This window comes from Ensifer sp. 2TAB8, from assembly GCF_052115125.1.
Classification (GTDB): domain Bacteria; phylum Pseudomonadota; class Alphaproteobacteria; order Rhizobiales; family Rhizobiaceae; genus Ensifer.
Genome location: NZ_JBFRGB010000008.1, coordinates 222,970 through 237,776, shown reverse-complemented (window position 1 = coordinate 237,776; position 14,807 = coordinate 222,970). Strand labels below are relative to the sequence as shown.

General features: G+C 62.8%; 11 protein-coding genes. 2 read left to right on the top strand and 9 right to left on the bottom strand.

Features of this window, described 5'->3' with window-relative positions; translation table 11 throughout:
- Window positions 1-208 precede the first annotated feature (208 nt).
- Window positions 209-1,246 carry a GlxA family transcriptional regulator gene (locus tag AB4Z53_RS16115; RefSeq protein WP_441596611.1) on the top strand — a complete coding sequence of 346 codons (1,038 nt, stop codon included), beginning with the start codon at window positions 209-211 and terminating at the stop codon, window positions 1,244-1,246.
- 72 nt (window positions 1,247-1,318) lie between these two features.
- Here the strand turns inward: AB4Z53_RS16115 and AB4Z53_RS16110 are convergent, their stop codons facing one another.
- From AB4Z53_RS16110 to AB4Z53_RS16080, 7 genes are all read right to left on the bottom strand, one after another.
- A complete protein-coding gene (locus tag AB4Z53_RS16110) occupies window positions 1,319-3,328 on the bottom strand; it encodes a putative 2-aminoethylphosphonate ABC transporter permease subunit (RefSeq protein WP_441596636.1) in 2,010 nt (669 codons plus the stop codon).
- Between the two features lie 8 nt (window positions 3,329-3,336).
- The gene (locus AB4Z53_RS16105) at window positions 3,337-4,506 is read right to left on the bottom strand and encodes a putative 2-aminoethylphosphonate ABC transporter ATP-binding protein (RefSeq protein WP_441596610.1); all 1,170 of its coding nucleotides are present in this window, start codon (window positions 4,504-4,506) and stop codon (window positions 3,337-3,339) included.
- Between the two features lie 82 nt (window positions 4,507-4,588).
- Entirely contained in the window at window positions 4,589-5,611 is a 1,023-nt protein-coding gene (locus AB4Z53_RS16100; protein ID WP_162768873.1) for a putative 2-aminoethylphosphonate ABC transporter substrate-binding protein, read from the bottom strand.
- A 364-nt stretch (window positions 5,612-5,975) separates the two neighbouring features.
- The gene (gene phnY / locus AB4Z53_RS16095) at window positions 5,976-7,430 is read right to left on the bottom strand and encodes a phosphonoacetaldehyde dehydrogenase (protein ID WP_441596609.1); all 1,455 of its coding nucleotides are present in this window, start codon (window positions 7,428-7,430) and stop codon (window positions 5,976-5,978) included.
- A gap of 10 nt (window positions 7,431-7,440) precedes the next feature.
- The gene (phnA, locus tag AB4Z53_RS16090) at window positions 7,441-8,703 is read right to left on the bottom strand and encodes a phosphonoacetate hydrolase (RefSeq protein WP_113539688.1); all 1,263 of its coding nucleotides are present in this window, start codon (window positions 8,701-8,703) and stop codon (window positions 7,441-7,443) included.
- A gap of 15 nt (window positions 8,704-8,718) precedes the next feature.
- On the bottom strand, window positions 8,719-9,921 hold the full coding sequence (locus tag AB4Z53_RS16085) for a 2-aminoethylphosphonate--pyruvate transaminase (RefSeq protein WP_441596608.1): 1,203 nt from the start codon (window positions 9,919-9,921) through the stop codon (window positions 8,719-8,721).
- 102 nt (window positions 9,922-10,023) lie between these two features.
- Window positions 10,024-11,676 (bottom strand): Na/Pi cotransporter family protein, encoded by a 1,653-nt coding sequence (locus AB4Z53_RS16080; RefSeq protein ID WP_441596607.1) that lies wholly within the window; start codon window positions 11,674-11,676, stop codon window positions 10,024-10,026.
- Window positions 11,677-11,791: 115 nt separating this feature from the next.
- Here AB4Z53_RS16080 and AB4Z53_RS16075 point away from each other — a divergent pair, with 115 nt between their 5' ends.
- On the top strand, window positions 11,792-12,667 hold the full coding sequence (locus AB4Z53_RS16075) for a LysR substrate-binding domain-containing protein (RefSeq protein ID WP_113539854.1): 876 nt from the start codon (window positions 11,792-11,794) through the stop codon (window positions 12,665-12,667).
- A gap of 62 nt (window positions 12,668-12,729) precedes the next feature.
- Here AB4Z53_RS16075 and pta read toward each other — a convergent pair whose 3' ends face one another.
- The gene (gene pta, locus AB4Z53_RS16070) at window positions 12,730-13,725 is read right to left on the bottom strand and encodes a phosphate acetyltransferase (RefSeq protein ID WP_113539691.1); all 996 of its coding nucleotides are present in this window, start codon (window positions 13,723-13,725) and stop codon (window positions 12,730-12,732) included.
- Complete coding sequence (locus AB4Z53_RS16065; RefSeq protein WP_113539692.1) at window positions 13,725-14,762, bottom strand: YeiH family protein; 1,038 nt, start codon at window positions 14,760-14,762, stop codon at window positions 13,725-13,727. Before AB4Z53_RS16065 ends, pta begins: the two co-directional genes overlap by 1 nt.
- Between the last annotated feature and the right edge of the window lie 45 nt (window positions 14,763-14,807).

The following is a 14,807-nucleotide window of genomic DNA, read 5'->3' as shown; positions in this document are numbered from 1 at the left end:
ATCTGTGTCCATTTCTGTCCATTTGACAAGCTGTAGCCCCTGTCCACGCTTCAGCGCACAGGTAGAAGCGCCTTCACGTCCACGGATTCCGAGCGAATTTCTTGGGATCCTAGCTCAACGGGATTGGCAACGATCCGATATGTTGCATAATGTAACTATTCTTTCCAACTCGTACCACGTCGACGCCTCTCGTGATCAGGAAGAGACAATGCAACAGGCATGTGCGCAGGCTCGCCACTTCACCTTCTACCTCCTCGATGGGTTCGCCCTGCATGGCTTCTCCGCAGCGATCGAAGCGCTGCGCCTCGCCAATGACGTTGCCGGCCGCCCGGTATACGGCTGGCACCTGGTAACGGCAGATGGCGCACCCGCCACCTCATCCTGCGGCACAGGCATCCCGGTAGCGGGGCCTCTCTCGGCTGAACGCATCCGATTTGGCCGAGGCGCTGACACGGGCTTCATCGTCATCTGTGGCGGCCGCACGAAGCCGCCGGCCGACAAGGCCCTGGAGGCCTGGCTGCGATCAAGCGCGCGCAGCAATGCGCGCCTCGCCGGCCTGGGTGGCGGCGTCTACTGCCTGGCGCGCGCGGGGCTGCTTGACGAGCGTCGCTGCGCCGTTCACTGGGAACACTTTCCCGACTTCTCCGAGCGGTTCTTCGTCGCAAACGCACGCCAGACCGCATTCGAGATCGACGGCGGGATCTATACCTGCGCCGGCGGTAACGCGCCCTTCGACATGTTCCTGCACATCATCGAAGCGGATCTTGGGAGGGACGTGGCCACCCGTATCTGCGAAGCGGCGCTCTGCGAGCGACTGCGCGAGACCGGCGAGCGCCAGCGCCTGCCGCTGCAGGCGCGCCTCGGCATCGACAATCCGTTGTTGATCCGTGTCATCGAAAAGATGGAGGCAAATCTTGCCGAGCCGTTGAAGCTCGCCGACATGTCACCCTCGGCCGGATTGTCCCGGCGTCAGATCGAGCGTCTGTTTCGAAGAGAAATGGGGCGCACGCCGGCGCGCTACTATCTCGATCTGCGGCTGGAACGCGCACACCTGCTGCTGCTCACCTCGTCCCTTCAGGTCATCGAGATCGCCGTCGCCTGCGGCTTTTCCACCGCCTCGCACTTTTCCCGCACCTACCGTGAACGCTACGGCCTTACGCCGCAACGTTCGCGTCTTAACGAGATCGAGCGCTTGCGCGCAGGAGACGGCCGCAAAGCGGTGATGGCGGAGCTCCGGGTGGCTTAAGAGTGACGTGGACAAAGCGCCGCCCCCTTCAGAGCGCAGGAAGGCGGCGTTCTGCGAAGGGCCGAAGTTGGGTTAGCGCCAGGCCTGGGTGCGGGCGAGCAGTCCGCGCGCGATCAGCGCATGGACGAGCTTGGCCGCGACATTGGTATAGAAGATCATCATGCCCATGGCGGCGGCCGGCGCGATGTCGCCGGCGTCGTCCATGTTGAGCACGGCAACCGATGCGAGCTTGGTGTCGGTCGAGTAGAGAAACACCACCGCCGAGACCGTCGTCATCGCGTTGACGAAGAGATAGATCGCGATGTTGAGGATCGCCGGGAGGCAGACCGGCACAGTGACCCGGAAGAACAGACGGTGGAAGGGCTGCTTGAGCGAGGCGGCGACCGATTCGAATTCCGGGTCCATCTGCTTCAGCGCCGTCAGCGCGGTCAGATGCGCGACGGTGTAGAAGTGCGTCACTGTCGATACGACGAGGATCGCCATCGTGCCGTAGATCGGGTGCAGCGGATTGGCCGGGTTGTTGAAGAAGAAGATATAGGCAAGGCCGAGCACCATGCCGGGCACCGCCATCGGCATCATCGCCAGGAAATGGAACACGCCGCGGCCGAACCGGAAGCCATCGGCTTTCTCCACCATGTAGGCGCCGGCAAAGACGACCACCGAACCGAACAGCGCGGTCAAAAGCGCCAGTCGAATGGAGTTGCCGTAGGCGGCCCAGCCGCCGCCGTCCATCAGGTCGAAGGCGAAGTTCTTGGCTGTCAGCGTCAGGTCATAGGGCCAGAACTTCACCACCGCCGCGATCTGGCACATGGCGATCATGCCGAGGATGAAGAGGCTGACGAGACAGGCGAAGGCAAAGCAGAGCGTATCCGTCCGCAGATTGCGTTTCGGCGTGTAGGGCACGGCGCGGGCCGACAGCAGCGCCACCTGCCGTTTCTGCATGCGCTGGTCGACGTAGAAGGCAAGGACTGCCGGCACGAGCAGGATGACGGAAACGACGGCTCCCATCTCGAAATTCTGCTGGCCGATCACCTGCTTGTAGATGTCGACGGCGAGCATGCCGTATTGCCCACCGATGACCTTGGGCAGTCCGAAGTCGGTGATGACGAGCGTGAAGACGACGAAGGCCGCCGAGACGATACCGTAGCGCGCACCGGGCACGGTGACGGTGGTAAACGTCCGCCACTTGCTGGCCTTCAACGAAACCGCCGCCTCGTAGTGCCGGGCGTCGGCGACGGAAAGGGCGGTCAGGATGATCAGAAAGGCGTGCGGCAGCGTGAAGAAGATCGAGCCGATGACTATGCCGATCGGGCCGTAGATGGAATAGCCGAATAGCCAATCCTTGAAGACACCCTGATTGCCGAAGAGATAGACGAGCGCAATGCCCGGCAGCAGGGATGGCACGAGGATCGGGATCGTCAGGATACCGCGAAATAGCCCCTTCAGGGGCATGCAGCTGCGCGTCAGGCCGAAGGCCAGCGCGAAGGCGATCGTAATCGTGAACACGGTGCTGATCACCGCCATCAGAACCGAATTGTAGATCGACTGGGCAAGGGCGGGCGTCGAGAAATAGGTGGTGAAATTCTCGAAGCCGAGGCTGCGTGCGGGCCTGAGCACCACGCGCCGGAACGTGCCGGAATCGTAGTCGCGCCACTCCGTCCCCTTTTCCAGGGTGGAGCCGACCAGGAAGGTCGCATCGTCGGTCGTGCCGCGAATGCGGTAATGGACGGGACTGCGGAACTTGAATTCCGGGAAGAACTTCGTAGCCGCGAGCCGTCCGTCGGAACTCACGGAAAGCTCGGCTTCCGTCACGGCGCCAAGCTCCAGGTTCAAGTCGTGGGCGTTGACGACACGCCCCCAGTTTGCGCCTGTCTCGTCGCTCACCTGGAACTCGAAGGCCGCAAGGTCGAACCGGTAGGTCGAAAGCGACTTCGACAGCATGACGAAGAGCGGCGCACCGAGCGCCACGATCAGATAAAGCCCGATGACGGCCATGAAGCCGAGCTTGATGCGGTCGTCACGCGAGGCTTCCTGTCGGAGCCGTTTGCCGATCGCGGGAAGATGGGGCGCTTCGAGGACCATGTTCATCGTCACGCTCCCCTTGGATAGAGCAGCAGACGCTCCCTTGGAATCTCAACCTGGATGGCGCCGCCGGTTTCGATCCGGAGGCGTCTGACTGCGTTGACCGAGAAGTCGGCAACGAGCGCGCGCTCGCCGAGACGCGGCGCCGTCAGGCGCGTGCGCCAGAACATGCCGAGGAATTCCATTTCCTGCACCTCGGCATCGATCAGGTTCTGGGGTGTCGCCGGCCGATCACTGGCGTTGACGGCATGGGCATCCGCACCGTGCGGGATAATGTCGACCGGGCGGACGACCGCCGTTGCCGCATGGCCGACGGAAAAATCCTCCGTCGAACAGCAGAATGCCGAATGGCCGATTTCGACTTCGCCGTCTCCAAGCACGCGGGCTTCGAACTGATTGGTCTCGCCGATGAAGTCGGCGACGAACAGCGTCTCGGGATGGCGGTAGATTTCGGTGGGCGAACCGATCTGCTCGATCACGCCGTGGTTCATGACGACGATCCGGTCGGCCATGGCAAGCGCTTCTTCCTGGTCGTGCGTCACCATGATGGTGGTGACGCCGAGCTTTCTCTGCAGCGCCTTGATCTCGTGGCGAAGATGCACGCGAACTTTGGCATCGAGCGCCGAGAGCGGCTCGTCGAGGAGCAGCAGCCCCGGCGAGATGGCAATGGCGCGGGCAAGCGCGATGCGTTGCTGCTGACCTCCGGAAAGCTGCGCCGGATACTTCTTGCCATGAGCCGAAAGGCCGACCGTTTCCAAGAGTTCAGCGACCCGGGATGCAACGCCGGCCTTCGACCTGCCGATGTTTTCCAGGCCGAAGGCGATGTTCTGTTCGATCGTGAGGTTGGGGAAGAGCGCATAGGACTGGAAGACGATGCCATAGTCGCGGCTAGAAGCCGGCAGCGTCGAGATGTTGCGCCCATCCTGCTGGATGGTGCCCCGGGTCTGGAGATCGAGACCGGCGATCGCCCGCAGCAGCGTTGTCTTGCCGCAGCCGGAGGGACCGAGGAAGCAGATGAACTCTCCCCTGGCGATGCTGAGCGAAATATCGCGCAGCGCGACGAAATCGCCGTAGGTCTTCCACAGGTCCGAGACCTGCAGATAGGGGGCCGGGTCCGCATGATCCGGAGCGCTTGGACGGCCGGTATACGTCGGTTCGATCGACAGGGCATGCCTCATCTGCAAGCTCCGCTGGCTTGAGGAATTTCGGGAGAAATGCGAGCGGGCGCAGCGCGATCGCACTGCGCCCGGCAGATCAGGCTCAGCTCTTCGGCTCAGACTTGGCGTCGTAGCGCTTCTGCCATTCCTTCAGGATCGACGCCCGGTTGTTGGCAGCCCACTCGAAGTCGTTGACGATCATCCTGGATGCGATGTCGTCGGGCAGGTGCTCGACCTGCTTGGCGACGCCTGGATAGGCAACGACGGCATAGCCGGCATTATACATCTCGTTGGCTTCCTTGGTGACCGACCAGTCGACGAGCGTCTTTGCGGCTTCGAGATTTGCCGTGCCGGCGATGATCGCGGTTGCCTCCGCCTCCCAGCCTGAACCTTCCGCGGGGAAGATGATGTCGATCGGTGCGCCGGCACTCTTGGCCTTGGCGCCCGGAAACTCGAAGGACACGCCGATCACCGCTTCACCGGCGCCAGCCATCTTGCACGGCTTGGAGCCGGAATGGGTGTAGGCGGAGATGTTCTGGTGGAGCTTGTCCATGAAGTCCCAGGCCTTCTCCTCACCCCACATCTGCATCCAGCCCGAGACGTCGAGGAAGCCGGTGCCCGAGGATGCCGGGTTCGGCATCACCACATGGCCCTTGTATTCGGGCTTCGTCAGGTCCTTCCAGCTCGTCGGCGGCGTCAGGCCGAGCTTTTCACCCTCGACCGTGTTGTAGCAGAGGGCTGCGACATAGGCGTCCATGCCGACCCAGCTCGGCGGCGTATCCTTGTCGACGAACTTCGGGTCGAGCGCCTCGACACCCTTCGGCTGGTAGGGCTCCAGCATGCCTTCGGTCTTGAGGAGAAGCAGCGAGGTGGCGGCGAGCCCCCAGACGACGTCGGCCTGCGGATTGTCTTTTTCGGCGAGTAGTTTTGCCGTCATGACACCAGTGGAATCGCGCACCCAGTTGATCTTGATATCCGGGTGAGCCTTCTCGAACGTGGCCTTGTAGCGGTCAAGGTCGACGGCCTCGACGGCGGTATAGACAGTCAGCTGGGTTTCAGCGAAAGCAATGGCGGGAAGCACGGCCGAAGCGGCGCCGGCAAGCACAAGCAGCATGCGTTTGTTCATGTTGAAGTTCTCCTCTGAAGTCCTGGAAAAACCGGGGAAGCGCGGCGGGCAATCTTGATGCTGCCCTGTAGTTGTCGGCTTCGGGAAACATTCTGCGCAGCGGTTTCCGGTAAGTAAAATTTATTATTCTTATCGTTCAGAAGATAAAAACTATGGATGCGCTGCTGCAAAACGAGGCAAGTCGGCCGGAAGACGATGAAGCCATGAGCAACCTCCAGTACAGCTTCACACGCCCTGCAAAATGAAGAGGCAGATCTACGATTGCGCTTGAGACCGGTTGCTGCGACGGCACGGCAGACAACAAAAAAAGGGAGCCGCTAACGCGGCTCCCAGAGGGGTGAATCTGCGGGGGAAACGCGTCAGATCACCATGGCAAGGAGAAGGTCTTGACGTTGGTAAAGCTCTTCATCGCCTCGATGACGCCTTCCTTGTAGCCGTTGCCCGAATCCTTGATGCCGCCGAAGGGGCTCATCTCGATGCGGTAGCCCGGAACTTCCCAGATGTTGACCGTGCCGACCTTCAGGCCCGCGATGTACTTCTGCATCCGCCGGAAGTCGTTAGTGCAGACGCCGGACGAGAGACCGAAGGCGGTCGAGTTCGACAGCGCGATCAGCGCGTCGTCGTCATCGGGCGCACGCACGATCGGTATGATCGGCGCGAAGGTTTCTTCCATCACCAGTTCGCTCGAATGCTTGACCCGATCAACCACGATCGGCGGCAAGAGCGCGCCCTTTCGACCGGGGTTGTAGAGAATTTCTGCGCCCTCTTCCGCTGCCTTGTACACGCGCTGCTCGAAGACTTCCGCCGCGCGTGCGTGGACGACCGTGCCGAGTTCGGTCGCGCGATCCATCGGATCGCCGAACTTCAGCTTCTTCGCCCGCTCCAGCACCAGCGGCACGAAACGATCAGCGACGCTTTCCTGGCAAAGGATGCGCTTCACCGCCGTGCAGCGCTGGCCGGAATTCTTCGTCGCACCGGCAACGGCCAGATCTGCCGCCTTGGCGAGATCGGCGTCCGAGAGATCGTTGAGAATGATCAGCGGGTCGTTGCCGCCCAGCTCCAGAATCTGCCGCTTGTAGTGGGCGTGCGCGGCGATCAGCTTGCCCACCGGAACGCTGCCGGTAAACGTGATGAGGTCGAAATTCGGGTTGGTGATCATCTCCATGCCGATATCGGCGGGCCAGCCGGTCACGACCGAGAGCATTTCCGATGGCAGGCCGGCCTCATAGAGAATGTCGGCAAAGATGAGCGCCGTCATCGGCGTCAGTTCTGTCGGCTTGAGCACCACGCAATTGTTCGTTGCAACCGCCGGCGCCACCTTGTGCGCCACCATGTTGAGCGGGTGGTTGAAAGGCGTGATCGCCGAAATGGCGTTGAGCGGTTCGCGCGTGGTGAAGATCTTGCGCGCCTTCCCGTGCGGGGTGAGGTCGCAGGAGAAGATTTCGCCGTCGTCATGGATGCACATCTGCCCCGACAATGTCAGCACGTCGAAGGCCCGTCCGACCTCATAGAGCGAATCCTGCTTGGAGATACCGAGCTCCAACGTGATCAGGTCGGAGATCTCCTCCTTTCGGGCGACGAGCAGGTCTGCGGCCTTGAGCAGGATGCGCTGGCGCTCGTAGCGCGTCAGCTTCGGCTGATAGGCCGCCGCGATCTCGAAGGCCTTGCGGGCATGCTCGGCGTTGCCGGCCGGTACCGTGCCGATCACGGCATCGTTGAAGGGGTAGCGCACCTCGATGCGCCCTTCGGTATCGACCGCCTTGCCGGCGATCCGCATCGGCTCGTGGCGAATGGCGAATGTCGTTTCCACCTTGGTCATTGCTGGCCCCCTAGTGCGCCGTCTGTGCTGCTGCGACGAGCGCGTAGAAAAACGCATCGAAATTGCGCAGGGTGCCGGCCGTCAGAAGTTCGGGCAGCTTGCGGTTGGCGATGAACGGCACTTCCTGTTCTGTGAGACCGCCATGCGAGCGCAACGGCTCGTTCAATGCCGCGAGATCGTGGCGGTGCTCGCTGGTGCCGAGCGTCTTGTTCTCGGTCGAGATCAATACGAGATCACCGATGCGGTCGTCAGGCAGTTCGAAGCGCACGCAGGCTTCCGGGCGCGTAAGGACGACATCGATACCCTCGATCGCCTTCAGGCGCTCAATGATCTCTTCCTTGTCGGCACCTTCAGGCAGATAGGCCGTGGCAAAGGATCCGAGCGCGCCGTGATGCACGACATAGGGGTCGGTGATTGGCAGGATGACGCGGGCGGCATCCTTGCCGAGCCATTGGTCGAGCAGGTCCTGGACGTAGACGACATCAGGCGAACCGTCCGCCTTGTGCTTCGGCTTCATGCCGTGGTCGGCCGTGACGATGATCGCCGCACCCAGCGCGTCAAGTTCGGTCAGGTACTTGTCGAACATCTCATAGAAGGAATTGGCTTGCGGCACGCCCGGCGCATACTTGTGCTGCACGTAGTCGGTGGTCGTCAGGTACATGACATCAGGCCGGAATTCCTTGAGCAGCTTGACGCCGGCGGCAAAGACGAACTCGGAGAGATCCGCCGAATAGACTTCCGGCACCGGGCGGCCGAGCCAGGCCGAGGCGTTGTCGAGACCGTTTTCCGCCTTGGTCGTCTTGTCGGACTTTTCCGAGGAGAAGCAGATCGCCCTGCCCTCGTCGAACTTGAGGCCGTGGCCGAGCAGCGCCCTGAGCTTGTCCTTGGCCGTCACCACGGCCACCTTCGCGCCGGCATCGTAGAACGCCTTGAAGATCGTCGGGGCGCGCAGGAAGCGCGGGTCGTTCATCATCACTTCGTTGCCGGTCTGCGGTTCGTAGAGATAGTTGCCGCAGATGCCGTGGATCGCCGGCGGCCGGCCGGTGGCGATGGAGAGGTTGTTCGGGTTGGTGAAGCTTGGGATGACGCTGAGCGCTGTGCGCTCCGTCCCGGTCTTGCGGATGCGCTCGAGCGTCGGCATCAGCCCGGCCTTGATGGCTTCGTCGAGATAGGCCGGCTCGCAGCCGTCGAGGCAGATGGCGATGGCCGGGACCTTCGGCCAGGGATAGGTGCGGCGGTTGGCGGTGACGGTGATCTTGGACATCTGGTTCATCGTAATTTCCTCAATTCAGGCGGCGAGACGGCGGCGTTCTTCAAGGGCGACGGCCGGGGGAGCGGCGCTGTCGACGCCCATTTCGGAGAGTGAGTAGCGGGCGGCTTCGACCACGCGGCGCATGACATGCTCGTCCATGCGGCCGATGCAGCCGACGCGGAAACTGTCGACCACGGTCAGCTTGCCGGGATAGATGATGAAACCCTTGTCCTTCATCAGGTCGTAGAAGCGATCGAAAGCGAAGGCAGGATGAGCCGGGCTGAAGAAGGTGACGATGATCGGCGACAGCCACTGATCGGCAAGCAACGTCTCAAAGCCGGCCTCGCGCATGCCGGCGACCATCACATCGCGGTTTCGGGCATAGCGGGCTCCACGGCCGGCGACACCCCCCTCTTCCCGATGCAGGCGCAAGGCTTCCAGGAAGGCCGCGACCACATGGGTCGGCGGTGTGAAGCGCCACTGGCCCGTCTTGTTCATGTAGTCCCACTGGGCATGCACATCGAGGCTCAGCGAATGGCTGCGCCCCTTTGCGGCCTCCAGCTCGCTCTTGCGGGCGATGACAAAGCCGAAGCCGGGCACACCCTCGATGCACTTGTTGGCGGAAGAAACGATCGCCTCGTAGCGGAAATCGCCAATGCCGGCCGGCACCGCGCCGAAGGCACTCATGGAATCGACCAGCAACCTGCGGCCGCGGGAGTAGACCGTGTCGGAAATCTCCTTCAGCGGATTGAGGATGCCGGAGCTCGTCTCGCAATGGACGACCACGACGTGGGTGATATCAGGGTCGGCATCGAGTGCCGCTGCAACCTCCGGACCGCGCGGCGGCATGTAGTCACCCTTGTCGATCGTCACATGATCGCGACCGAGATAAGAGAGCGTCTGGGCGATGCGCTTGCCATAGGCGCCGTTCATCAGCACCAGCACCTTGCCATCCTTTGGGACGAAGCTGCCGAGCATCGCCTCGACCGAAAACGAGCCGCTGCCCTGCATCGGCACGCAATCGAACTCACCCTTGGCATCGCCGGCAATCTCGAGCAGTTCCTGGCGGAGCTTGGCGGTCATTGCCCGGAAATCGCCATCCCAGGACCCCCAGTCCCGCAGCATGGCTTCCTTGACCTGATAGGCCGTCGTCAGCGGGCCGGGCGTCAAGAGATAAGGTTCGCCGAGTCTCGGCATTTCCAGAGGCGCGATGGTTCTGTCAGAAGCGGTGTTTGGCATTGTCCGTCCTCGCGGTTGGCGTGTTCGAGAACGACAATGGGGCGGAAACATCCATCTGTAAAATCGTTCTTTTGTATCAATCTATCGTTCCAATTTATACATCTAGGCAGCGGGCACGAGCCGGCTTTCCAGAAGGTCTCCGCTCTCGCGCAGCCGCGGATAGGCCATGGTCGTCACCAGCGAATTGACCTCCTTCAGCGCCCGAACGATCTCGAGATGCATGTCGCTCGACAGGATGCTGGTCGCGACACCTTGGCGAAGCCGTTCAAGATGGCTCTTGCTGCTTTCTTCGACCAGGCGACGCACATGCTCCTTCTGCCGAACCATTTCGCGCGCGATCACCGGATCGGGGGAGACAAGAAGATTAGCGGCAAGCCTGACGTTGGAAGACACGGCCGCGTGCAGCAAGGTGAGTTCACGCCATCCCTCCTGCGAGAACGTGCCTGCGCCCGCAAGCCGCTCCTCGGCCATCTGTAGAAGGCTCTTTGCGACGACGTCGCCGGCATATTCGAGATGGATCGCCGCCTCAGTGAGTTCGATGCCGCGTCGCGATTGGTCTTCGGTCAGGATGCCGCGATTGACGGCTGCGATGTAGAGCTTGATTGCGCTGTGGGCCAGGTGGATGTCGCCGTCGATGCTTCTGAGCGCCTTGACCGCCTGGGGTGTCGGCGCGTGAATGACCGTCATGACGGGCTCCAGCATCCGGGCGATGAGATTGCCCATGTGGAGCACCTCGCGCGCCGCAGCCGCGAGCGCCTGCGCCGGCTTGTCGATCAGCGCCGGGTCGAGGGCGCTGACATGAGCCGTACGATCATTGGCACCGGCGGCCTCCGGCAAAAACAGCCGAACGAGGCGCGCCATCGGGCCGCAGAAGATCACCCCGACGAGAACCAGGGCTGCGTTGAAGAGCACATGCAGATTGACGAGCTTGCCGGCAACCGTCTCACCCGGAAGCCAGTCAAATGGAGAATGCAGCGCAAAGAGGCCAAAGATCATCGCACCGAACAGGGCACGGAAGAGGAGATTTCCAAGCGGCAGGCGCCGGCCATCGACCGGCAGGCCGCGGGTCAGCCAGAGCGCTATGAGCCCGCCGCCGATGTTGACGCCGAGTACCAGCGGAATACCAACATCCAGGGGCACGATGCCCTTCACGGCGAAGGTCAGGATCAGCAGGATCGCGGCGACGCTGGAGTGCAGCGCCCAGGTGAAGAGGGCGGCAAGGATCATCACCGTCAGCGCATCCTTGCCGACAAAGGCGACGACGGAAGGCAGCAGCGGACTTTGCGAAAGCGGCTGCGTCGCATGGCTGATCATCTGCAGCGAAAGCAGCAGCAGACCGATACCGAGCACGGCGCGCCCCCCTTCGACGGTCTTGCGGGTCGATGCCTTCAGATGTGCGAGACCGCCAATCGCGATCAGAAGTGGTGCCAGCCAGTGCAGGTCGAAGGACAGGATCTTGACGACGAGCGCCGAGCCGAGATCGGCACCAAGCAGCACCGCCAGACCGGTATCAAGCGCCAGTGCGCCACTAACGGCAAAGCCGGCGGCAAGCATGGCAACCGCCGTCGAGCTTTGCAGGGCAATAGCAACAGCACAGCCGCAGATGGCTGCCCGTGGTCGTCCCCCCGCACCGCCGACGGTGCGCGCAACGATGTCGCCTGCCGCGGCCTCGACGCCCTTCTTCACGAGACTGACGGCGTAGAGCAAAAGGACAGTGGCGGCGGCAAGCTCGAGGGCGACAGCCGGGAGGTTCATGGGCGCGCTCCGGAAAGAGATGCAATCCGAAAACTATCCGCTGCCACTTTACATAAATCAAATCGTTCGTTTTAATCAAACCATAGATCAAATCTATTCAAAAGGCGTCGTACGCATGCGCTATGTCCAGCTTCGCGCCTTCCACAATGTGGCCATCCATGGTGGCTTCTCGCGCGCAGCCGAAGCCCTCTTCCTCACCCAGCCCGCCGTCTCGGATCAGGTGCGCAAGCTCGAAGAGGAATACGATGTCCTCCTCTTCAACCGGAACAAGAAGCAGGTGACGCTGACCCAGGCCGGCCAGCAGCTTCTCGAAGTCACGCGTCGCATGTTCGATGTCGAGCAGCAGGCCCTGGATCTTCTCTCGGAATCGCGGGCGCTCAGGGCCGGAAAGCTTCGCATCGTAGCCGACGCCGCCCACCATCTGCTGCACATCCTCGCCGCCTTCCGGCGCACCTATCCGACGGTGCAGGTCTCGATCGATTCCGGCAACACCGAAACGGTCATCACCAGCCTGCACGCCTATGAGGCGGATATCGGCGTTCTCGGAGAAATCCCGCAATCGAGCGACTTCGACATCCTGAAACTCAACTCCACGCCGATCATCGCGTTTGCCAGCCGCGACTACCCGCTCGCGGGCCGGAAAACGGTTACCCTCGCCGAGCTTGCCGGACACCCGCTCGTCATGCGCGAGCAGGGTTCCAAGACGCGGCAGAAGCTCGAGGCGATGGCCCAGCAATGCGGCGCGTCTCTCACGCCGCTCATCGAAGCCGAGGGACGCGAGGCCGTACGCGAGATCGTTGCGGCAGGCGGCGGTGTCGGCTTCGTTTCCTCGGCCGAGTTCGGCCAGGACAGCCGCCTCGTTCCCATCCGGATCGACGCGCCGGAGATGCTGATGGATGAAGCACTGATCTGTCTGCGCGAGCGCAGCAACGGCAAGCTCGTCAGCGCCTTCTTCGACATCGCGCGTAAACTGGCGCACCGGGCGACCTAGGCTGCACCAAGCTTACGGCACAGCACTGCCCGAACGATGGGCTGGCGTGCGATAAACACTTATCAACTAGAAGCCTGAACGACGGTGACGGCGATCATGTGGAACACGTCATCGGCATTGCACCCACGCGAGAGATCGTTGGCGGGCTTAGCGAGCCCCTGCAGGATCGGGCCGATGGCGGTGGCTCCGCCGATCCGCTGGGCGATCTTGTAGCCGATGTTTGCCGCATCGAGGTTCGGGAAGACGAAGACATTGGCCTCGCCATGAAGGGCCGAGTTGGGTGCCTTGGCCGCGCTGACGGCCTCGACGAAGGCGGTATCGAACTGCAACTCGCCGTCGATCACCAGCCCTGGCGCGGCCGCATGCGCGAGCCGCGTTGCCTCCACCACCTTGGAAACGCGTTCATGCGCAGCACTGCCGGCGGTCGAGAACGAGAGCATCGCCACCTTCGCCGACTTGCCGGAAAGCGCCTCGAAGGAACGCGCCGAAGTCACGGCGATATCGGCCAGACCCGCCGCGTCCGGGTCCACCACCAGCCCGCAATCGGCAAAGACGAAAGCGCCCTTCTTGGCGTGGTGCGGCGCGCACAGCATCATCAGGAAGAAGCTCGAAACCAGGCCGACATCCGGTGCGCGGCCAATGGTCTGGAGTGCGGCACGCACCGTATCGGCGGTGGTGGCGACAGCACCGCCGACTGTTCCATCGGCCTCATCCTCGCGCACCATCATGGCGGCAAAGACGAGCGGCGAACGCACGGCTGCCGAAGCGGCCACCTCGTCAACGCCTTTGTTGCGACGCAGCGCGTGGTAGGCCGCGACGAGGCGCGGCGTGAGCGCGGACGAAGTGGGATCCTCGATGCGGACTTCGTCCGACTGGCCACCGGCCTCCTCCAGCCGTTCCTCGACCACGTTTCGATTACCGATCAGGGAGATCTCCGCAATACCGGCCCGAACGGCGCGCAGGGCACCTTCGACGATACGCGGATCCTCCCCTTCGGCGAGCACGATATGGCGCGGCGCGGCCTTGGCGGCTTCGAGAATGCGATCGAGCGGTTTCATCAGGCGTGCCCCAGATAGTGAATGCCGACGAGGATGAAGAGGGCGATGAACACGGTTTCGGCGACGATCAGCGCGACGGCATCGCCGCCGACGTCGAGCACACGGCGAAGCGAGGTGCGCATGCCGACGGCGACGATGCCGGCGAGCAGCGCCCAACGCGACGTCTCCATGCCGGCCTTGGCGACCATTTCCGGAACGAAACCGAAAGAGTTCATAGCCGCAAAGATCAGGAAGGCGACGACGAAGCCGGGCAGCAGCGGCGGGCGCTTGCCGGTTTCGCCTTCCGGCTGCGGCACTTTGCGCAGCGACAGCGAGAAGATGAGGACGACGGGCGCCAGCATGGTTACGCGGATCAGCTTGACGAGCGTCGCCGTCTCGCCCGCCTCCGGCGAGACCGAGAAGCCGGCGCCGACGACCTGGGCGACGTCATGGATGGTGCCGCCGAAGAAGATGCCGGTGGCGCGCGCATCGAGCCCCATGGTCTGGGCGAGGATCGGATAGGCGATCATCGCAAGCGTGGAGAGCACCGTCACCGAAAGCACGGTGAAGATCAGATTGCGCTCGGAAAACTCGTTCTTCGGAAGAACGGCGGCGATCGCCATGGCCGCCGACGCGCCGCAGATGGCAACCGAGCCGCTGGTGATGAGCGCCAGTCGCCAGCCACGGCCGAGCAGTTTTGCGGCAAGCAACCCGAAGCCGATGGTCGCGGCGATGGCCGAGATGAGCAGCAGGATCGTGCTTGCGCCAAGCCCGATCAGCAAATCGACGCTGATGCGCATACCGAGCAGCGCCACGCCGATGCGCAGCACCTTTTTGGCGCAGAAATCGATACCGGCGACGCAGCGCCCTTCCTCTGACAGGAAGTGAAAGGCGATGCCGAGCAGCAGCGCCATCAGCATGGCCGGCGCGCCGTAATGGTCGGAGAGAAACTGGGCGGCGACGGCCACCGCCGCGGTAACGGCAAAGCCCGGCCAATAGGCTGCAAAGCCGGAGGGCACGCTTCGGAAGCGTTCGTGGACGGAGGCGACGAAGGTCATGGTTCTGTTCCGGTCATTTGCGGGAGGCTTTGCTCCGCCCGGGGG

What these genes read in the sequence shown, in the direction of transcription:
- AB4Z53_RS16115 (WP_441596611.1), top strand. Translation starts at nt 209, where the DNA reads ATGCAACAGGCATGTGCGCAGGCTCGCCACTTCACCTTCTACCTCCTC.
- AB4Z53_RS16110 (WP_441596636.1), bottom strand. Translation starts at nt 3,328, where the DNA reads ATGGTCCTCGAAGCGCCCCATCTTCCCGCGATCGGCAAACGGCTCCGA.
- AB4Z53_RS16105 (WP_441596610.1), bottom strand. Translation starts at nt 4,506, where the DNA reads ATGAGGCATGCCCTGTCGATCGAACCGACGTATACCGGCCGTCCAAGC.
- AB4Z53_RS16100 (WP_162768873.1), bottom strand. Translation starts at nt 5,611, where the DNA reads ATGAACAAACGCATGCTGCTTGTGCTTGCCGGCGCCGCTTCGGCCGTG.
- phnY (WP_441596609.1), bottom strand. Translation starts at nt 7,430, where the DNA reads ATGACCAAGGTGGAAACGACATTCGCCATTCGCCACGAGCCGATGCGG.
- phnA (WP_113539688.1), bottom strand. Translation starts at nt 8,703, where the DNA reads ATGAACCAGATGTCCAAGATCACCGTCACCGCCAACCGCCGCACCTAT.
- AB4Z53_RS16085 (WP_441596608.1), bottom strand. Translation starts at nt 9,921, where the DNA reads ATGCCAAACACCGCTTCTGACAGAACCATCGCGCCTCTGGAAATGCCG.
- AB4Z53_RS16080 (WP_441596607.1), bottom strand. Translation starts at nt 11,676, where the DNA reads ATGAACCTCCCGGCTGTCGCCCTCGAGCTTGCCGCCGCCACTGTCCTT.
- AB4Z53_RS16075 (WP_113539854.1), top strand. Translation starts at nt 11,792, where the DNA reads ATGCGCTATGTCCAGCTTCGCGCCTTCCACAATGTGGCCATCCATGGT.
- pta (WP_113539691.1), bottom strand. Translation starts at nt 13,725, where the DNA reads ATGAAACCGCTCGATCGCATTCTCGAAGCCGCCAAGGCCGCGCCGCGC.
- AB4Z53_RS16065 (WP_113539692.1), bottom strand. Translation starts at nt 14,762, where the DNA reads ATGACCTTCGTCGCCTCCGTCCACGAACGCTTCCGAAGCGTGCCCTCC.